Annotated in this window: 18 protein-coding genes and 1 pseudogene; 16 read left to right on the top strand and 3 right to left on the bottom strand. The window is 40.7% G+C overall.

The window, feature by feature from the left end; all coding sequences use genetic code 11:
- The first annotated feature begins 33 nt into the window (after positions 1-33).
- From IGJ05_RS07285 to istB, 9 genes are all read left to right on the top strand, one after another.
- On the top strand, positions 34-423 hold the full coding sequence (locus IGJ05_RS07285; protein ID WP_010747568.1) for a DUF4430 domain-containing protein: 390 nt from the start codon (positions 34-36) through the stop codon (positions 421-423).
- 538 nt (positions 424-961) lie between these two features.
- Positions 962-1,450: an AAA family ATPase gene (locus IGJ05_RS07280; RefSeq protein WP_010747569.1), complete on the top strand. Its 489-nt coding sequence runs from the start codon at positions 962-964 to the stop codon at positions 1,448-1,450.
- A gap of 392 nt (positions 1,451-1,842) precedes the next feature.
- The gene (locus IGJ05_RS07275; RefSeq protein WP_317726403.1) at positions 1,843-2,094 is read left to right on the top strand and encodes a type II toxin-antitoxin system Phd/YefM family antitoxin; all 252 of its coding nucleotides are present in this window, start codon (positions 1,843-1,845) and stop codon (positions 2,092-2,094) included.
- On the top strand, positions 2,079-2,342 hold the full coding sequence (locus IGJ05_RS07270; RefSeq protein WP_225001469.1) for a Txe/YoeB family addiction module toxin: 264 nt from the start codon (positions 2,079-2,081) through the stop codon (positions 2,340-2,342). Before IGJ05_RS07275 ends, IGJ05_RS07270 begins: the two co-directional genes overlap by 16 nt.
- A 661-nt stretch (positions 2,343-3,003) precedes the next feature.
- On the top strand, positions 3,004-3,252 hold the full coding sequence (locus tag IGJ05_RS07265; RefSeq protein WP_154694168.1) for an AbrB/MazE/SpoVT family DNA-binding domain-containing protein: 249 nt from the start codon (positions 3,004-3,006) through the stop codon (positions 3,250-3,252).
- Positions 3,253-3,570: a type II toxin-antitoxin system RelE/ParE family toxin gene (locus IGJ05_RS07260; RefSeq protein WP_225001468.1), complete on the top strand. Its 318-nt coding sequence runs from the start codon at positions 3,253-3,255 to the stop codon at positions 3,568-3,570. It begins immediately after the preceding gene.
- Between the two features lie 275 nt (positions 3,571-3,845).
- A complete protein-coding gene (locus IGJ05_RS07255; RefSeq protein ID WP_010747571.1) occupies positions 3,846-4,376 on the top strand; it encodes a DUF3324 domain-containing protein in 531 nt (176 codons plus the stop codon).
- A 63-nt stretch (positions 4,377-4,439) separates the two neighbouring features.
- Positions 4,440-5,678: an IS21 family transposase gene (gene istA, locus IGJ05_RS07250; RefSeq protein ID WP_096742316.1), complete on the top strand. Its 1,239-nt coding sequence runs from the start codon at positions 4,440-4,442 to the stop codon at positions 5,676-5,678.
- A complete protein-coding gene (gene istB / locus IGJ05_RS07245) occupies positions 5,668-6,408 on the top strand; it encodes an IS21-like element helper ATPase IstB (RefSeq protein WP_010747573.1) in 741 nt (246 codons plus the stop codon). Before istA ends, istB begins: the two co-directional genes overlap by 11 nt.
- Before the next feature lie 21 nt (positions 6,409-6,429).
- On the opposite strand, the gene IGJ05_RS07240 is transcribed toward istB, so the two are convergent.
- Both IGJ05_RS07240 and IGJ05_RS07235 read right to left on the bottom strand, forming a co-directional pair.
- Entirely contained in the window at positions 6,430-6,603 is a 174-nt protein-coding gene (locus IGJ05_RS07240) for a hypothetical protein (RefSeq protein ID WP_010747574.1), read from the bottom strand.
- Positions 6,603-6,689, bottom strand: a pseudogene (locus IGJ05_RS07235) (resolvase); the annotation flags it as partial. The pseudogene IGJ05_RS07235 and the gene IGJ05_RS07240, both read right to left, overlap by 1 nt.
- Before the next feature lie 87 nt (positions 6,690-6,776).
- On the opposite strand from IGJ05_RS07235, the gene IGJ05_RS07230 reads away from it, so the two are divergent.
- From IGJ05_RS07230 to xylB, 5 genes are all read left to right on the top strand, one after another.
- Complete coding sequence (locus IGJ05_RS07230) at positions 6,777-7,409, top strand: YitT family protein (protein WP_010747575.1); 633 nt, start codon at positions 6,777-6,779, stop codon at positions 7,407-7,409.
- 329 nt (positions 7,410-7,738) lie between these two features.
- Complete coding sequence (gene xylA, locus IGJ05_RS07225) at positions 7,739-9,043, top strand: xylose isomerase (RefSeq protein WP_438725129.1); 1,305 nt, start codon at positions 7,739-7,741, stop codon at positions 9,041-9,043.
- Between the two features lie 73 nt (positions 9,044-9,116).
- Positions 9,117-11,060: an alpha-glucuronidase gene (locus tag IGJ05_RS07220; RefSeq protein WP_317726409.1), complete on the top strand. Its 1,944-nt coding sequence runs from the start codon at positions 9,117-9,119 to the stop codon at positions 11,058-11,060.
- A 465-nt stretch (positions 11,061-11,525) separates the two neighbouring features.
- A complete protein-coding gene (locus IGJ05_RS07215; RefSeq protein WP_081117180.1) occupies positions 11,526-13,055 on the top strand; it encodes a glycoside hydrolase family 43 protein in 1,530 nt (509 codons plus the stop codon).
- Positions 13,056-13,073: 18 nt separating this feature from the next.
- Entirely contained in the window at positions 13,074-14,570 is a 1,497-nt protein-coding gene (gene xylB, locus IGJ05_RS07210) for a xylulokinase (RefSeq protein WP_010747579.1), read from the top strand.
- Between the two features lie 227 nt (positions 14,571-14,797).
- Here the strand turns inward: xylB and IGJ05_RS07205 are convergent, their stop codons facing one another.
- On the bottom strand, positions 14,798-15,967 hold the full coding sequence (locus tag IGJ05_RS07205; RefSeq protein WP_010747580.1) for an ROK family protein: 1,170 nt from the start codon (positions 15,965-15,967) through the stop codon (positions 14,798-14,800).
- Between the two features lie 174 nt (positions 15,968-16,141).
- Here IGJ05_RS07205 and IGJ05_RS07200 point away from each other — a divergent pair, with 174 nt between their 5' ends.
- Entirely contained in the window at positions 16,142-17,623 is a 1,482-nt protein-coding gene (locus IGJ05_RS07200; RefSeq protein WP_081117181.1) for a GH39 family glycosyl hydrolase, read from the top strand.
- A 92-nt stretch (positions 17,624-17,715) separates the two neighbouring features.
- Positions 17,716-19,485, top strand: a complete 1,770-nt coding sequence (locus IGJ05_RS07195; RefSeq protein WP_010747582.1) for a family 43 glycosylhydrolase — start codon at positions 17,716-17,718, stop codon at positions 19,483-19,485.
- Positions 19,486-19,532 lie beyond the last annotated feature (47 nt).

Genomic DNA, 19,532 nt, shown 5'->3' with positions numbered 1-19,532 from the left:
TTAGTATTTTGACTATTGGAGAGGAAGAAATAGATGAAAAAAGTATTTGTCGTATTCATGCTAGTGAACACACTACTCGTCGCTACAGGATGCCAACAGGTAAGTGTAACGTCAGAAAGCACGCAGCAAAGTTCCTTGAAGCAAGAACAAGGAACAGCTACGATCGTCATCCAAAATCAAGAAGCTGTGACCTCAAAAGAAGTAACGTTCCGAGAAAATGAGTCGCTGCTGGAAGTAATGAAAGAAAACTTTGCGATCAAAGAAAAAGATGGCTTTATCACTTCGATTGACGGCATCAGCCAAGATCAAAAAGCCAATCTATTTTGGGTCTATACCGTCAATGACCAAATGACCGATAAAGGGGCACAAGAGTTGTTTTTAAAAAACAATGACACTATCACATTTGATTTGAAAGCATTCTGATTTGTTTGATTCTAAGGATCTTTACTGGTACAAAAGAACTTGCCCATAAAGATCTTTATCTATACAGATAGACTCTTGCGTTGATTTTGGAGGCAGTTTTGCACTCAAGTTCTACTCAAGAGTCTATTCTTGTTTTTCTATCAGAGTTTGGAGTGGTGGCTTATTTTATTTTAAAATTGGAATAATAGAAATAAAGATACCATTACATACATAAGTTTTAGCCATGATGTTTCTTTCGTATTTTGGCTTTCGTTCCTATTTTTTGTAGAAAATAATTTTTTTATAGTAGAGTGGAAATGGACAAAAATTTGATTTATCCGTTAGCTTAAGTGGCTAACGCTTCTATTCTCTAATATATGATTTTACTTACTATTTTTCTTGCGATTGTTTCCCAATCTGCTTGTTGTTCATAAAAACAATGTTATCATTGTATCATCAGATGTGGGTGGCGAACAGTGGTCTAAAACACGAGCGTTGATTACAAATAAGGTTTTTTCGTTCTCTTTGTTTATTGTTCGAAAAAGGTAGGAGGAGAATAATGGTTGAGGTACTTTTGATGTGTGGCGTTAGTGGTGCAGGCAAAACCACTTACTCAAAACAAAAAGAGCAAGAAGGCTATGTAAGACTAGCAATAGATGAATTGATTTGGGAAGATTATGGCGTTTATGGTGTTGATTACCCTTCGGAGAAATATGCAAAAGTTTCTTCATTATCTTCAGTTAAATTGAAAGAGCTTACAGTGAAGGCTGTTCAAGAAGGAAAAAACGTAGTTGTCGATTCTAGTTTTTGGGCTAAAAGTCACCGAGACGCTTATAGAGAACTACTGGCAGCATATGATGTGACGATTAAAGTAATCTATCTAAAAGCTGATTATGATACTTTACGAAAACGATTAGCGATCAGAAATAAAGTCCAGACTGCAAATTCCGCTTTTCCTATTACAGAAGAAATCCTTCAACGTTTTTTTTCAGGATTCGAAGAACCGATAAATGAAGATGAAGTAGTGATTGAGCAAAAGAATAAATGAAGTAGCATCAAAACGTTTTTTACTCTTTTTCAATACAGTTAGTCTTATTCCTGTGCAGGACACGAAGGACAGTCATGCTAGAAGCAAAATAGTGATTGGCAATTTCTTTTCTTGTTGCATTCTTCGATTAATAAACGAATCAAAAAGCAAGCCGCTGAAGACAAAATGACTATGACAGCTGTTAAAGACCAAGAATCAATACATGAAACCGCCCATTGGATAAATAGGACGGCAAACAGTAAGCACCTTGAGCAATCGAAACCACAAGTTAAGTCTCAAAAAACGATTACTACAAGATATGAAGAATTGTAAGAAAAATTAAGTATATTCACTCTCTTTGTTAACGTACGTTATAATATGTTTAAGATATTTAAAGAAAAGGAGGAGAAAACATGGAAGTAATTACACCAACAAATGTAAGAAAAAACCTTTATGAAATCATTAAGCATGTTGTGGCTGACAGTCAACCTGTAGAAATTGCGAATACAAAAGAGCAAGAAAGCGTCATTATGATTAGTAAGAGCGATTGGAACTCCTTACAAGAAACACTCAACTTACAAAATGTGGGTGTACTTGATCGGATCAAACACTTTGAGAATGAAGAGAGTGAAGATTTAGGTGAAATAGATTGGGATACAATGTAAAGATCAAAAAGAATGCTCGCAAAGATTTGTCTAAATTGAAGAGTATCAATCTAACTAGTAAGTTTGATGAACTGATCAAAGTTAAGGAAAATCCTTTTCAAACACCGCCACCTTACGAAAAATTAACAGGATTACCTTACTGTTCAAGGTGTCTCAATATCAACCACAGGTTGGTATACAGCGTGGAGGAAGAGAGTAAAACGATCACGATTCTCTCTGTTTGGTCACATTATGAACGTGGACTATGATATGATAAACTATTTCGACTCTTTGTCAATAAGTCTAATGGTAATAAGTCAAGCTGAAGATTGAGAATATTTTTATTGTGTAACCTGTTTTGAAGCGCACTTAACTAGCCCCGGCCAAAATCAATTTTTTTCGGAGTATTTCAAAGGTTTGCGTCAATAACAGAATGTTATTTATCTATCACGCTCCTTGGTGGCGTGTATAGTTGATGGTTACGTAGTAGCGTATCCACCAGACGCAAAAATATTTGAGAAACTCTGGCAGTTAGCTTCAAGTGAACAAAGAGTAAGATCTGACAATCTGTTGTCCTCCTCCCATACTGGTGACTGGACCTATAAGGAAAAGAAATGCTTGCTTTGGCTGTGCTAATTAGATATGGATACTTTTGAAACGTTTGAAGTGATCCTTCACTCGGTTCGCTTGTTTTGCTATATATTGGTTGTCCCAGAGCCATTCTAAGATCATTTGAAAAAATACCACTGGATAAATCCCCTTAGGTACTGCTTCAGAATGCTTTGATGTACATATTGCCAATGTTTGAGGTACGGGATCAACGGTGCGAGAAGTTCCCCTTTTCCTAAAGCGGAACAAACAGGTTAGTAATTTTCGTTATAACCTGTTATAATGAAATGGGTGCAACAGTAGAAAAGGAGCGTGAAATGTATGCGATCAATTAAAGTCCGTAAGATTGGAAACAGCGTAGGAATTATTTTGCCTAAGGAACTTGGATTGAAGAATGGAGATACTCTTCAAGCAGAAAAGGAAGGGAACTTATTTATTTTGGATACAACTCAAACAGCTAAGAATCATGATAAAAAGCTGATCGAGGAAAGTTTTAAAGACTTTGAAGAAGGTTTGATCGTAACTGAAACCGAAATGAGAGAGAATTTCGGAAAGTATGGTTGGAGTTAAATGAAAGAATACACACTAGTTTATTCCCAGCGTTTTCAGCAAAGTTTATCAAATTTAATAACTGAATGGGAAAATGAGTTGCTGCTTTCACAAACTAGCATCAAAAGATTTGTAGGAGCGATACAGAAGGCGCTAGAACTTACTAAGACGTTCCCGAAAATGTATGAGGAAGTTTCAAAAATATACGGTATGAAGACTACAACTTATCGAATTGTTATCGGCAAAAGTTATGCTCTTTTTTATCGGATTGATGACGAGAAAAAAGAGATTCTTGTAGGACGTATTTTCCAGTCTAAACAGATGAGACTAGACTTTTGAGCGTCTTAGTCGTTTTGAATATATTCGATTATTTCAATTACCTTCTGACTCGATTGTTCAAAGTAGATAGAATTGTTTCTTAATGTTTGGATCAATTCCTCCACCGGAGTTTTGGAGTACGGCAGTGATTTAAATCTTCAAAGAGCTTTTAGCTTGGGGTATTTGGGAGTATGTTCAGATAAAAAGGTGTCAGAAACTTAATGGTTTTTGATCCTTTTACTATATTAAAATATTGAAGAATAAATTATAATGAAAAAATTTTATCTTTAGAATCAATGGCTATTGAGAACACACTGTCTCATGTTATGGGTCTTGTTGTATCGAATAAGCGAGAGCAACTTTCTCCCGAGCTAGATTTCTTAGATGTCTATGCGGACCAATTAAACTTTAGAAATGTGTTCAGTGCTCGGATCCAAAATCAATCGGGGACGTTTGTTAATCAGTTAGAGGTTATTGCATCAATTTATAATGAAGATCAAACAGAAAGCCTCTATTCCACAGAGGCATCAGGAATGCAAATGGTGCCTCACTCCAATTTTGCCTTTCCAATTCCTTTGAATGGTGAGTCATTTGTCCCACGTAATTATGTTCTTCATCTACAAGCAAATTCTGGAGAATTGAAATGGGAGTGGACGAGATCATTTGAGGTAGATGATCATATATCTAAGACATTTAACCGACAAGATATAACTATTCCTAGCCAAAATAAATACTGGGTATTAGTTTCTATTTTTCTTGTTATACTATTACTTTTAGTGCTTTTTATGTTAACGGCAACGATAAAATGTAGGAAAATGGCAATTTAAAATTGTTGGTTTTCCTACATTTTTGTATGCTCTTCTTATCCCAAATGAAACGGAGGTTCAGGGATGAGAAAAGATATACGCGAAGGAGTGATGATCTACGTGATCAACGAAATCAAACCGAACTATGCCGCATTAGCCAAACAATATGACTGTGATTATCGAACAGTCAAAAATGCATACGAAGAAGCTAAGGGTGAAACGTCCACACCTACCCCGCGCAAGAAACGTCCAAGCAAGTTGGATCCATATAAAGAAATTATCCAAGACAAAGTCAAGGGGCATTGTAGTGCCTACAGTATCTTCAAATTTATCGAACGCAAAGGATTTGACGGGAGCTACAGCCTAGTAAAAGCTTACTGTCGCGAGTTCAAACAAGAAAAAGTGCAAAAGGCCACCATTCGTGTCGAGCATAACCCGGGACTTTCCGCCCAGGTTGATTGGAAGGAAGATATGCGCTTAATCAGTAATCAAGGAGAAGTTTTTGAATTTAATATCTTCTTATACGTCCTTCCTTACTCGAAGAAAAAATTCATTACTTTAACCTTTGACCGTAAGCAAGATACCCTGTTTGAATGTCTGGATGATGCCTTCTATCACACCGGTGGTGTGCCAAAAGAAATCTGGTTCGACAATATGAAGACGGTGGTTGATCATTCTCGCAGTCAGTTTTCAAAAGCGCATTTCAACGAACGCTTTTATGCCTTCAGTAAAGACGCCAGCTTCACGCCAATTGCCTGTCGTCCCTTTCGACCACAAACAAAAGGATGTGTAGAAGCGTTAGCCAGAACTGTTGATCGACTGAAGGTCTATAACCATGAATTTTATGATACCGTAGAGCTATGTCATCTAGTGAATGACCTATGTTCTGAGTTAAATAGTGAAGTCTCCCAGGCAACGGACCAGACGCCAGATGAGCGTTGGTGGACAAACGAAAAAGAGCACCTACATGAATTACCGAAAAACCTTTTGAATCCTTATTTTGAGGACTTTACTAGCCGTAAAGTCACGAAGGAAGCCATGGTCGTTTTCCGTAAATGCAGGTACTCTGTAGATCCTCGCTATATCGGTAAAGAGGTTGAAATCGAGCTCTCCGACAAGGAAGACCAAGTACAAATTCATTATAACGGAGAACTGATCCGGTCGCATCCCTTAACGAAAAAACAATTGAACTATCATGAGGAGGACTATTTCCAAATCCTAAAGTCAGATGTCATGAGCCATAAAGAGGACGATGACATCAGAGCTTATACTCGCGAAAGTCTAAAACAATATGATTTGGTGGAGATTGCTGATGAAGAATAGCCATTATCAAGAACTGATGACCAACCTAGAAACGCTCGGTTTGAATCACATGCGGGAGTATGTTCCCAATTATATCGAGGTTGCCAATCGAGAGGAGCTTTCCTTGACGGAAGCTCTTCTGGAATTAACGCGAAAGGAAGTCAATCATCAACATAACCAGAAAATGAATCGCGTGATAGAGCGAGCGCGCTTTCCTAAACGGACCAGTCTAGAGGAATTTGATTTTACCTTCCAGCCAAGTATTAATAAACGTGAACTGCTGGATTTAAAGCACATGGGTTTCGTAGAAAAGCATGAGAACCTGGTCTTTATTGGGAGCCCAGGAGTTGGGAAAACGCATCTAACGATTGCCTTAGGAATTGAAGCCTGCCATCAAGGGTACCGGACTTTATTCATCCCTTGTCATGAGCTTCTTTTACGCTTACGAGCTGCCTATGAGAAAGGCACGCTTGAGCGAGTACTAAACCGATATGCACGATATGATGTGTCGATTATTGATGAGATTGGCTATCTACCGATACAAAAACAAGAAGCCGATTTGTTCTTCCAGCTTCTGGCCATGCGTTATGAACACCGCTCTACGATTATTACGACAAATATCGTCTTATCTCGATGGGGTGAATTGTTTCAAAGCCCAGAAATCGCGGCAGCGATCCTTGACCGACTGGTTCATCATGTCAAAGTGTTCAAGATTACCGGCAAGTCTTATCGTATGAGAAATAAAATCTAAACTGGCGATTGCCGACAATTCCTATTGCCGAAAACCTACATTTTTATTCTGCCCAAAACCAAAGGTGATAAACGTTTCATCTGTAAATAGTGGGTCTTTGATCTCAAAATAACCGTCTTTTTTGGTGCTTTGTTTTAAAGCACTTGCGTAGGCTAATGCCTGGCTTGGTTTTTCAGCTAAAATAACCGTACTCATTAACTATCCCTCTTTTCTTTGTTTTTTCTTTGATCTACTGTCACGTTATATCTTGCTCGATACCTTCTAAACGTTCGGCGATTGATTCAGTTTTGTGAAGAGTACAAATTGGTGAAATAAGGCTGGTTACATTCATCAACAAAAATAACTTATCTGTTTTGGAGAAAAATACTGTGTTAAAAACAATTAAACCCCGCGCACTAACGATGGTGTTTTTGGGGAGTACAATCTTATCTTTTGGCTTATTTAATATCCATTCCTTCAGTGGTGTGACTGAAGGTGGTGGTCTGGGGCTGACCCTGTTACTAGATCATTGGTTTCATTTGTCACCAGCAATCACTGGGTTCATCTTCAATATGTTATGTTATGCGGCTGGCTGGAAAATATTAGGGCGAGAGTTCATATTTTATTCCATTGTCGCTTCTGTGGGTTTTTCTGCTAGCTATAGTCTTTTTGAAGCAATCGGACCTTTTTGGCCCCATATCGGTGATACGCCCCTTTTGGCAGCAGTAGTAGGAGCTATCTTTGTCGGGGGTGGCTGTGGGCTTTGTGTTCGAGCAGGTGGTGCCCCGGGTGGAGATGATGCTATGGCCATGAGTATTGCCAAAGTTTTTAAAATGAAAATTCAGTGGGCCTACCTTGCTAGTGATTTGGTCGTCTTGGTATTGTCTTTGAGCTATATTCCCTTGAATCGCATTGGTTTTTCATTGCTGACAGTCATACTTTCAGGACAACTCATCGGTATCGTACAAGAATTTCATTTGCCAGCTTGGATGCATCAGGAAAAGCCGGCTAAGGTGGAGTAATCAACTTTTCTAGCAAGCTTAAATACAAAAGCGTAAAGGCAAGCAACCTTGAAAGAGGGCTTGCCTTTTTTTAGACTTGGTATTATAAAGTTTTCACAAGTGAAAACTCCATAATACCAAGTCTACAATCCGGCTGATTCTCCGGTAGCAAGGCAATCTTGTTTTCTAATTGATAGGAGGGGATGAAGGTAGCTTTGGGAGTAGCGCATTTCTTTAAAAAAACTGAAAAAAAGATACGTGAAAGCGGTTGACATTTAAAAAAGGTTGCGCTATTCTTTAATAGAGTTAGTTAGTTAAGCTAAACAACCTATTTGATGGAGGGATTTTCAATGAGTTATTTTCCAAGTATCGACAAGATTCAATATGAAGGCACAGACACAAAAAATATGTTTGCATTCCGCCACTACAATCCAGATGAAGTAGTGATGGGCAAAAAAATGAAGGATCATCTTCGTTTTGCCATTGCTTATTGGCATACAATGACTCAAGATGGTTCGGATCCATTTGGTAATCCAGTCAACCAACGCCCTTGGTTTGGTGAAACGCCAATGGAAACTGCCAAAAATCGGGTAGAAGCCTTCTTTGAAATTTGCGAAAAATTAGGCGCAGAATACTTCTGTTTCCATGATGTAGATATCGCACCAGAAGGCGATAGCTTAGAAGAATTCTTTGCAAATGTTGATGAAATTACTGACTTGATCAAAGAAAAAATGGATCAAACAGGGATTAAATTGCTTTGGAACACTGCCAACATGTTTTCTAATCCACGTTTTGTTAACGGCGCGGCTTCAACAAATAACGCTGAAGTTTATGCGATTGCTGCAGCACAAGTGAAAAAAGGCTTAGACATCTCCAAAAAACTTGGCGGTGAAAACTATGTCTTCTGGGGTGGCCGTGAAGGATACGAAACTTTACTGAATACCAACATGAAACTTGAACAAGACAATATAGCTCGTCTTTTCAAAATGGCGATTGCTTATGGTGAAAAAATTGGTCACAAACCACAGTTCTTGTTGGAACCAAAACCAAAAGAACCTTCAAAACATCAATATGACTTTGATGCAGCGACTACGATGGCCTTTATCCAACATTACGGTTTAGAAGGCGACTTCAAGTTGAACTTGGAAGCGAACCATGCTACTTTAGCTGGTCATACATTTGAACACGAAATTGCAGTGGCACGTTGCTACGATTCATTGGGTTCATTGGATGCCAACCAAGGGGATGTTTTGTTAGGTTGGGATACGGATGAATTCCCTACCAATGTCATGGACGTGACTTTGGCGATGTACGAAGTCTTGGAAAATGGCGGTATCGCTCCTGGTGGGATCAACTTTGACTCCAAAGTACGTCGTTCCGCTTTCGAAGCAGAAGACTTGTTCTTGGCTCATATTGCTGGGATGGATACTTTCGCTCGCGGTTTGAAAAATGCAGCGAAATTAAAAGAAGATCGTTTCTTCGATGATTTGAAAGAAGAACGCTATGCTTCCTTTAACGAAGGCCTCGGCAAAAAAATCATGAAGGATGAAGAAGACTTGGAAAGCTTATACGATTATGCTGTTAGCCATGAAGATCCAGTCCTGAAATCTAGCCATATCGAATATGTGAAAAATATCTTGAACGATTATTTATAAGCCGTTTAAATGATGAGGGGTCTTCTTAGGCCCCTTTTCTTGTACAAAAAATTAATGAAGGTTAGGTGGACTGATGACTCGCGATTTATGTTGGTTACGAAAAGTAGCCAGTCATTATTTTCAACATTTCTCATTGCCTGCGGATGATTTAGTGGCAAGAAGTATTCGCCGAGAAGTAGGCACATTACTGAATTTGACAAAAGAAGTAGCAAGTGAAGGGGACTTGGCCTTTTCACTTGTAACAGAAGAGTGTTTGGGAAGGGAAGGCTATCGAGTAAAAGGGGAGCAAAATCATGTTGCTATTCAGAGTAATACGACAAAAGGCTTACTCTATGGCTTATTTGCCTTGTATGAAAAATTGATATTGGGAGAAGATTTCACTTCTTTTACAAGTGTGCCAGACCAAGCGCTACGGATGATTAATCACTGGGATAATATGGATGGAACAATTGAACGAGGCTATGCCGGAGATTCCATTTTCTTTAAAGACAATGAATTTCGTAAGGATTACCAACTGATTGAGTCCTACGCTCGTCTTTTAGCATCTGTGGGAATTAATGCTATCTCAATTAATAACGTGAATGTTCGTGGTGCAGCCAAAGCCCTCATTTGCGAGGAGCATTTTGGCGAATTGCGACTTATTGATGAAATTTTGGGCTCTTACGGAATTAAGCTATACCTTAGTGTGAACTTTGCCGCCCCTAAAGCGATTGGTGGTTTGGAAACAGCGGATCCTCTTGCTAAAGAAGTCATCGCTTTCTGGCAAGAAAAAATTGATGCTTTATATCGTTATATTCCTGATTTTGGGGGCTTTGTAGTGAAAGCGGATTCGGAAGGGGAACCAGGGCCTTTTGCTTATGGTCGTGGGCATGATGATGGGGCCAATATGTTTGGCAGGCTATTGCAACCTCATGGTGGACATTTGGTATGGCGTTGTTTTGTTTATAATCATCAGCAAAACTGGCGGGACCGTAGCATTGACCGTGCCAAAGCAGCGTATGATCATTTTATGCCTTTGGATGGGAAATTTGTTGAAAATGTTAGCCTACAAATTAAGCTTGGCCCATTGGATTTCCAAGTGCGAGAGCCCACTTCTCCTTTGTTGAGTGGGTTGCGAAAGACCAATCATATCATTGAGTTTCAATTGACTCAGGAATATACGGGGCATCAAAAAGCCGTTTATTATCAATTGCCCGTGTGGAAAGAAGCATTGGATTTTGATTGTCGCAATGAAGACGTACCAGGCCAAGTGAAGGAATTATTGAAAAACACTTCACCACAACCAGCTTACAGTGGTATTTGTGCCGTAGGAGTGGTGGGCATGTCAGAAAACTGGACTGGCCATAAGCTGATGCAAATCAATCTCTATGGTTATGGCAAACTGTGTTGGAACAATCAGCTGACCACCCAAGACTGTGCCCAACGTTGGATTGGCTTAACTTTCGATTTAGCTGAGGATCAAACGAAAAAGTTGGCAGATCTTTTGGTGACTTCTCGGGAAACCTATGGCATGTATACAGCCCCTCGAGGTGTCGGTTTTATGGTGACGCCAAGAACCCACGATGGGCCCAATATCGATGGTTATGAATATGATCGGTGGGGAACGTATCATTTTGCTGACCATCTGGGTATTGGCAATGATCGAACAACTTCAGGAACGGATTACGTGTCACAATATGCGCCAGCTATCCGAGATTACTTTAATGACTTAACAACTTGTCCCGATGAGTTGTTGTTATGGTTTCACCATGTACCTTACACGCATCGACTACACAATAGCAAAACCCTGATTCAAGACATCTATGATACGCATTTTGAAGGTGTTAAACGAGTTGAGGACTATCAAGCTGTTTGGGAAGAAATCGGTCCTCATGTTGACCAGAATTCTTATCAAAATGTCAAAGAGTTGCTGCAATGGCAACGAGAACTGGCAGTGGAGTGGCGAGATCAAATCAATACTTATTTCTGGCGAAAATCGGGTATTGCCGATCAAGCAGGGCGTAAAGTATATCCATAAAGTTACGCTTATAAAGGGTTCTACGCTTTCAAGCCTTGAAAAATAAATACGAGGCCATCTGACGCGGGATATACGAAGGTTTTGAGGTAAAAAAGAACTTTAGTCTTTAGAAAATAGTATGACGGTAGCTAAACTAGCCCTGTCAAAAGAAAAACGAATTTTTTGTCTGTCGGTTTCGCTATAACCTGATGAAGTTGTTGGGGGGCGAGACCGACTTTTTTTAAGGAGTAAAGGGTTCGTGCATAGTTGTTCATTAGTGGTTAATAGACGGATAGTGGTGTAGCAAAAAAAACAAAAAAATTGTTCTGTAAGCGGTTGACTTGTGTCAAGAGGTGTTTTATCATTTAGAAAGTTAGTAAAGCATACAAACTGAACTAGCTGACTCATTTTAATAGCGCCTTATTTCAGGGATGCTAGCTGGTGTCCCTCTTCCTTAGCAATTAAAAATGAGAAACGAGGCTAACCATGAATACTTTTACTAATCCAGTTTTGAAAGGCTTTTCTCCAGATCCAAGCGTTTGCGGGGTAGGAGAAGATTTCTATTTAGTGACCTCGACGTTTGCTTATTTTCCAGGTGTTCCCATTTATCACAGCAAAGATTTGGTAAATTGGACACAAATTGGCAATGTCTTAGAGCGGGATAGCCAGTTGCCTTTAGACCAGGCGGGGCATTCCCAAGGGATATTTGCACCTTGTCTTCGTTACCATGAAGGAACTTTCTATATGATTACCACCAATGTTACCCATGGTGGCAACTTTGTGGTGACAGCAACCGATCCCAAGGGGCCGTGGTCTGATCCCTATTATTTAGAAGATGCTCCAGGTATTGATCCCAGTCTATTCTTTGATGAAGATGGACGTTGTTATTATGTAGGCACGCGCCCGAATCCAAAAGGTGTCACTTACAATGGTGATTGGGAAGTATGGTTGCAAGAACTTGATCTAAATACCATGCGTCTGATTGGTGTGAGTACTTCTTTGTGGAAAGGTGCTATGCGAGATGTAGTTTGGCCTGAGGGACCACATCTTTATAAAAAAGACGGCTATTATTATCTGATGATTGCGGAAGGGGGAACTGGCTTTAACCATTGTGTGACGATTGCTCGAAGTCAACAAGTGGCAGGGCCTTATTTGGGAAATCCCAATAACCCTATTTTGACTCATCGACATTTGGGTAAAGATTTTCCTGTTTGCAATGTCGGGCATGGGGATTTAGTAGAAACGACAACAGGCAAGTGGTATATGACTTGTTTGGCTAGTCGAAACTATGAAGGTTACAGCAATCTTGGACGTGAAACGTTTCTCGCTGAAGTTGTCTGGGAAGACGGCTGGCCGGTAGTCAATCCAGGTCATGGGCAGCTTTTAGACGTCCAAGAACATGCACTGCCCCTCAGTCCAGTCCCAGAAACAAGCCAGTTTTCATTGGCTGAAGAAAACGTTGCCTTTGTCTATTTGCGTAATCCGCATCCTGCTGATTACAATCGGACTGTTCGTCCAGGCTGGTTGCGATTGACACCCGGGGAAGCGACTTTATCAGATGTGGCTTCACCCACTTATATTGGGTTACGACAAAAAGCGATGAATTACCATTTTCGTGTCGATATCCAACCATCCTTGGCTAAAGGGGAAGCATGTGGCTTGGCGTTGATTCAAAGCAATGACTACCATGTACGTTTGGAAATTACCGAAACAGAAAATGGCTATCTAGCCCAGCTCATCCGTACTCTAGCTGGCGTAGAAGAAACACTAGGGAGGACGACCTTTACCGGTGATCGTTTCGTATTGCAATTTACCGGTGCGTTGCAACAATTGACAGCCAAGGTAATTGTAGCTGAAGAAGAACATCTTGTCGCAGAAGCGGTGGCTATTCATTATTTAAGTACAGAAATTGCTGGTGGTTTTGTAGGCTGTACAATGGGTCTATATGCTACCAGAACAGCACCACAGGCTACAGGATATGTGGATGCTTATCAAATTGAACACCAGGTCAATTAAGAGAAGGGAATAATCGCTATGAAACAAATTTTAGGCTTAGATCTCGGAACGAGCGCGTTAAAAGGACTCCTTTTTGATGAGGGCGGGAACCTGCTAGCATCAGCAGATAGTGCTTATCCTTTAGATACACCACAAGCTGGTTACAGTGAACAAAATCCGAATCATTGGCAAAAAGCAGCGGAAATTGTGATGACAAAACTGTTGGATTTGCGTCCAGATATGAAGGATGCGTTGGTGGGGATTAGTTTTTCCGGTCAAATGCATAGTTTGGTGTTATTAGACGATGCCAACCAAGTTATTCGTCCAGCAATTTTGTGGAATGACGTACGAACAACCAAAGAATGTCAAGAAATCATGGCAACTTTTGGGGACCAATTGTTAGCCATTACGAAAAACGTGGCTCTCGAAGGATTTACCTTGCCTAAAATTCGTTGGGTTCAAAAAAATGAACCAGCCAACTGGGAAAAAGTGGCTCATGTGATGTTGCCAAAGGATTATTTGGCGTTTTGGCTGACAGGCCGATATTCGATGGACTACTCTGATGCAGCCGGTACATTGTTATTGGATGTAGAAGAAAAAGTTTGGTCAGCGGCTATTTTGAAACAGTTTGATATCGATGAAGCGGTCTTACCAACACTACATGAATCAGCTGGATTAGTCGGCAAGATAGTACCAGAATTGCAATTGAAATTTGGTTTTACCCAAGAAGTAGCGATTTTTGCTGGTGGGGCAGATAATGCCTGTGCTGCATTGGGAGCTGGGATTATTAAAGAAGGCTTAGCGATGGCCTCTATCGGAACAAGCGGCGTCTTCTTGTCTTATGAAGCAGATGAAACAGTGGATTATCAAGGAAAACTCCATCTCTTTAATCATAGCGTCAAAGACAAATTGTATGGGATGGGCGTGACTTTGGCCGCCGGAAATTCATTGAGCTGGTTTCGGGATACCTTTGCGCCAGAAGAAGATTTTGCGACCTTATTAGCGGATGTGGGGACTGTGGCAGCTGGCTCAGATGGGCTGTTGTTCACTCCTTATATCGTAGGGGAACGGACACCTTATAGTGATGCCAAGATTCGTGGCAGTTTTATTGGCATTGACACTCATCATCGATTGCGCCATTTTGGCCGTGCAGTTTTGGAGGGCATCACTTTTTCTTTAAAGGATTCTCAACAAATCATGGCAGATACGACGGGGCGCCATTTTAAACAGATTGTCTCCGTTGGTGGTGGGGCGAAAAACCCTGATTGGCTGCAAATGCAAGCAGATATTTTCGATGCTGAAATCTTAACGTTGACTACCGAACAAGGTCCAGGCATGGGAGCTGCCATGTTAGCAGCTATCGGAGCGGGATTATTCCCAGATGCTGAAAGTTGTGCCGAGGTTTTTGTGCACTATGACAAACACATCATGCCTGATCCACAACAAGTAGCGAAATATGCGAAAATTTATGAGATTTATCAAGATGTTTATCCCCAAACTGCACCAATCTGTCATCGTTTACTGACAGAAGAGTAAAAAAATGCCTCATTGCCTTGAAAGGTAAATAAGACATCGGATAATCAGCAAGTCGGCTGATTACTCGATGGCTTTCTTTAAAAAAACGATGGAACCGTATTCGTTTGCCCTGGATAGCGGAAGTTTCATGATGAATGGTAGCTAGTAAGCTTGGGACAAAAAGACTTATAGCCACTTAACATCGTAAAAATTGCTCATGGGTTTCGCCATGAGCAATTGGAAGAAGCCTACTTTTTAAGCATTCCTAGTCTTAAGTTTTGGATTTTTAAAAAGTGGGAAGTAGCCTGGGCAATGCCACCGTATAGCGGGGCATGATCCCCTAACAGGCTCGTCTGAATGGTGATACTTTGCGTAAAACGAGAGACCATTTTTCGACGTATCCGGGGAAGAAGATCGGGAATTTTACGATAGACAGAGCTATTGACGATCAATAACTCAGGATCTTCTGCCACGATGATATTGTTTAGGCCGATACTTAAATAGTCAACATTTTCTAGGGCTAGACGGATGGCATCCACATCACCGGCATTATAGGCGGCTGCAAAAATATCAGAATTAACAAAATCCAAGTCTTTTAATTTGGCAAAAGTATCAAATAACACTCTGTTGGAGGCATATTGTTCGAGACAGCCCTTATTACCACAAGGACAGAATTTGCCATTAGGGAAAAGCGTGCTGTGTCCTAATTCTCCAGAGAAGCCATGGGAGCCAGATTGTAAAGAACCATTGGCTACTGTGCCAGCGCCAATTCCGCTATGAATACTCAGACTGATAATTTTTTGGTAGTCGCCAGTTGTCATAAAGCAGTATTCCCCGACAGCATTAAGGTTGGCTTCGTTTTCTACAAAGACCGGCACACTGAAAAGTTGCTCTAGGGGTTCTTTGATATCCAAGCCAGACAAATCGTAGTAAGGAGTAAAGGTGATGCGGTTATCGTTGACAATCCCGTGGATGGCCAATGAAATCCCCACTAGACCATGGGGCGTCACTGGGGCCTGACTTAAAAAATTGGTGATAATGCTTTGAACAGTGGGCAAGATATTTTCGCTATTGATTGGGGTATTTTTTCTTTCTTCGAGGCGAATCACTTCCCCATCGAGATAAGCCAACATCCCTGCCACATAGTTATAGCCCACATCAAAAGCAAGCGCCAATCCGCAGCGTCCATTAAAGTGCAGCTGAATCGGTTTTCGCCCCCCCATCGAACTAGCGTTACCGATACCAACTTCTTCTACGATATCGTTTTCAATTAGGTTTTTGATAATTTGCGAAACCGAGGCCTTATTTAGATTGGTTAAAGTGGAGATGTTGGCTCGGGAAATATTTTTATTTTCAATAATCGCTTTTAGTACAGTTGCTTCATTTTGCTCACGAATGTCAAGTTTATTAATAATCATGGACAATCCCCTTTTTAAAGTACGTCTTAGAGTTAGTATACTGTGCAAATTAACTGATTACAACTGAAAAAAGGGGGATTCATAAAGTTTTGTAACAAATGTTAGCCAATTATAGTTAAAACCACTAGCCAAAATGGTTGTTTTTTTAACTAACTATTACGAGGAGAAGAAAAAATGGAAACTATTCAATTGACAAAAAATATGACAGTTAGCTCATTTCACAATTTTGCGGATGATTGTATTGGTACTGGCCGGATGGGCTTGGCTCTACAGCGGCAATACCAAGAACAATTACGTCTCGTACAAGAAAAAATTGGGTTCAAGTATATTCGCGGTCATGGCTTATTTAGCGATGACATGGCAATCTACCAAGAATACGAAGACGAAACGGGACAAAAAGTCGCGGAATATAATTTTACCTACTTGGACATGGTGATGGATTTTTATCAAGAAGTGGGTATAAAACCCTATTTAGAGTTGGGCTTCATGCCACAAAAACTAGCTTCTGGGGATCAGACGGTCTTTTATTGGCAGGGAAACGTGACCCCGCCTCGCTCATACGAAGGTTGGTGCCAATTAGTCCAAGCGACCTTACAACACTTAATCACACGCTATGGTCGGGCTGAGGTAGTGACTTGGCCGGTGGAAGTTTGGAATGAGCCGAATTTGCCAGGTTTTTGGCAAGATGCTGATATGACCGAATACTTTAAGTTATTCAAAGAAACTTTTTTGGCGGTGAAAGCTGTCGATGACCAATTCAAAGTTGGGGGACCAGCGATTTGTGGGGTAGATGATATCAATTGGCTACAACAGTTTATGGCCTTTTGTCACGAGGAACAATTGGCGATTGATACGGTGACCCGCCATTTTTACACCATTTCTGATCCAGAGACCGCCGGACATTATAGCTATGTGACTTTGCGAGAAGCACAGGAATCCCTGACTGAGTTGGATATTTCCCGTAGTATTATCGATGACTATCCAGAATATCGTGGCTTGCCGATGCATATTACGGAGTTCAATACGTCTTATCGGCCGGATAGCCCTTTGCATGATACGAATTTGAACGCAGCCTATATCGCTCAGTTGCTTTCAAGATTAGGAGAAACCAGTGCCTCGTATTCTTATTGGACGTTTGGGGATATCTTTGAAGAAATGGGGGTTCCCTTCACACCGTTTCATGGAGGTTTTGGGCTAGTCGCCAATGGCAATATTCCTAAACCAACTTTTTGGACCTTTGCTTTTTATAAAAAACTACAAAAGAACTGTCTTTATAAAGGGGAACACGGCATAGTAACTTCAGATGGCAAGGAGCGCTTTGCTGGCGTTTTTTGGAATTTAACAGCTGAAGCGATGTCTTTCCAACTAGATTTCCCAGAAGAGGTTGAAAAATGGTGTATCACTTCAGAAGTGGTGGATCAACAAACAACCAACCCATTGCAAAGTTGGCATGATTTGGGAGAGCCAGCCAATTTGAGTGCTGAACAAAGAGCGCTTTTGCAGCAAATTGCTCAGCCAAAAGTGACTACCACGGTCACGTCTAACAGCTATTCATTTACTGTACAGCCTCATGGAGTTCATTATTTCGAGGCGCGGCCAAGAAAGCAAACATCTGATCGAGGCTATGATTATCAACGAGTCTTGGCTGGTAGATAAGAAAATTTGTTTATTTGGATTTGATGGGTTTGAAAATTGGTGTGTGGACCACTAATCAAACTACTCGCAATTATTATATTTAGGAGGCTACTATGAGTTATCAATTATTGAATTATCAACGAGAAGCTAAAGAAACAGAGCTTTATGATACTCGGCTGGGATTGGCGATGCATTTAGCATTGGCAGATGAATCAGGAGTGTTTCAGCCATTAAATCAAAACTTTGGGGTCTTGTTTGCCAAAGCACATTCTTTACCAGATGGGTTTTTAGTAGCAAAAGCCCTTAAAAAAACTTGGATTTGTCAGGGAAAAGAGAAATTTTACATCATCGGGATTCGGGTAAATGCCGATGGAACGTTGGATGAAACCAGTGTGGGTAGCATTTTAGTTTTTGAAACGGAAAACTTTATTCAGTATCAAGAACTACCTTTGCTCCACCTAAGTGAAATGCCTCTGATGGATGTTCAATTGGCTTATACGGATGAAGGGTATCAAATCCGGTGGTTAGATAGCTGTGATCAGGCTTATCAAGTGACGACCCCAAGCTTAGATCATGTGGATGAGACTAAAAAGGTTGCCATTCAGTGGCAACCACTTTTGGAAGTAGCAACGGATATTGAAGGGGCAATTCCGAGGAATAGTTTGACCATTAGTGAGGAACAAGGAGACTATTTACAAAAAAAATTGATAACACCCCATCATATCACTGTGGACTTACCGGATGAAGTCGTTGTTGAAAACATGGAAGAACTTACCACGATGAAAGCAACCTTGCGCTATAGTGATGGCTCGAGTCGCCAAGCCGGAATTGATTGGTTTGATTTACCAGCAAGTGCTACTGAAAAAGCTTTTGTAGCAAAGGGTCAAGTGCACCAGGAACATTTTTCTTTCCCGATTTCGACTTATCGCGCGGATCCTTGTATCGGCAAATGGCAAGGGGAATACTACTTTATTGCCACGAATGATTATGATGATAACCGTAGTCTCTATATCCGTAAAGCCAAGACGATTGCTGAGTTAGTTACTGCCCAAGAGATGAAGATTTTGGATAGCGAGATGTACCCTGAAATTGCCAATCTCTTGTGGGCACCAGAATTTCATATTATTAATGATCGTTTGTATATTTTCCACGGTGCAACACCAGGTCCTTTTGAAGAGGAACAATCCCACGTAATGGCTTTGAAAGAAGGCGGCAATCCCTTGGTGCTAGCAGATTGGCAGCGACCGCAAAAAGTCGTAAAAGCAGATGGATCGCCTTTGATTACAGGAGGCATCACTTTGGATATGACGGTGATTAAAGATAGTGGCCGAATCTATGCCGCTTGGTCGCAACGTCAGTTTTTTCCAGTGGATTTAGGTGCGTGGATTTATTTTGCGGAGCTCAATCCTGATCAACCGTGGCAATTATTGACAGAACCAGTAGTCTTAGCAAAACCAGATTATGGATGGGACAATAATCATACCTTTGTCGATGAAGGTCCCTATGCCTTGTATCGAGGAGAAGACATCTATTTAACCATTTCCGGCGCAGCTGTCGACAGTAGCTATTGTGTGGGGTATCTAAAAGCCAAAGTTGGCAGTGACTTGCTCAATCCAGCGGTCTGGGAAAAATCAAATTACCCATTGTTGACTTCTCTGAATGTTCCAGGAGAATTTGGACCTGGACACAATGCTTATGTAGAAGATGAAGAAGGCAATATCTGGAACACTTATCATGCACGTCCAGGTATCGATGCTCCCCGTTCTTCAGGTATCCGGCGGGTACATTTTGATGTAGATGGACAGCCAATTTTGGGAATGACGGAAGCAATGGATGTCAATCCTGAGTTATCTTTGGTGCAAGTAAAAGTAAAGGTAAAATAAAGCGTAAAAACAGCCTGTGAGACTAAATACTCACGGGCTGTTTTTTT

Origin of the sequence: Enterococcus sp. AZ167 (genome assembly GCF_051714025.1) — a bacterium.
Taxonomy (GTDB): Bacteria; Bacillota; Bacilli; order Lactobacillales; family Enterococcaceae; genus Enterococcus_D; species Enterococcus_D casseliflavus.
Note: the sequence above shows the minus strand (reverse complement) of the source record. Positions and strands in the feature narration are given on the sequence as shown.

Coding starts and splice junctions, on each gene's coding strand:
- IGJ05_RS07285 (WP_010747568.1), top strand. CDS start 34: ATGAAAAAAGTATTTGTCGTATTCATGCTAGTGAACACACTACTCGTC.
- IGJ05_RS07280 (WP_010747569.1), top strand. CDS start 962: ATGGTTGAGGTACTTTTGATGTGTGGCGTTAGTGGTGCAGGCAAAACC.
- IGJ05_RS07275 (WP_317726403.1), top strand. CDS start 1,843: ATGGAAGTAATTACACCAACAAATGTAAGAAAAAACCTTTATGAAATC.
- IGJ05_RS07265 (WP_154694168.1), top strand. CDS start 3,004: ATGCGATCAATTAAAGTCCGTAAGATTGGAAACAGCGTAGGAATTATT.
- IGJ05_RS07260 (WP_225001468.1), top strand. CDS start 3,253: ATGAAAGAATACACACTAGTTTATTCCCAGCGTTTTCAGCAAAGTTTA.
- IGJ05_RS07255 (WP_010747571.1), top strand. CDS start 3,846: ATGGCTATTGAGAACACACTGTCTCATGTTATGGGTCTTGTTGTATCG.
- istA (WP_096742316.1), top strand. CDS start 4,440: ATGAGAAAAGATATACGCGAAGGAGTGATGATCTACGTGATCAACGAA.
- istB (WP_010747573.1), top strand. CDS start 5,668: ATGAAGAATAGCCATTATCAAGAACTGATGACCAACCTAGAAACGCTC.
- IGJ05_RS07240 (WP_010747574.1), bottom strand. CDS start 6,603: ATGAGTACGGTTATTTTAGCTGAAAAACCAAGCCAGGCATTAGCCTAC.
- xylA (WP_438725129.1), top strand. CDS start 7,739: ATGAGTTATTTTCCAAGTATCGACAAGATTCAATATGAAGGCACAGAC.
- IGJ05_RS07220 (WP_317726409.1), top strand. CDS start 9,117: ATGACTCGCGATTTATGTTGGTTACGAAAAGTAGCCAGTCATTATTTT.
- IGJ05_RS07215 (WP_081117180.1), top strand. CDS start 11,526: ATGAATACTTTTACTAATCCAGTTTTGAAAGGCTTTTCTCCAGATCCA.
- xylB (WP_010747579.1), top strand. CDS start 13,074: ATGAAACAAATTTTAGGCTTAGATCTCGGAACGAGCGCGTTAAAAGGA.
- IGJ05_RS07205 (WP_010747580.1), bottom strand. CDS start 15,967: ATGATTATTAATAAACTTGACATTCGTGAGCAAAATGAAGCAACTGTA.
- IGJ05_RS07200 (WP_081117181.1), top strand. CDS start 16,142: ATGGAAACTATTCAATTGACAAAAAATATGACAGTTAGCTCATTTCAC.
- IGJ05_RS07195 (WP_010747582.1), top strand. CDS start 17,716: ATGAGTTATCAATTATTGAATTATCAACGAGAAGCTAAAGAAACAGAG.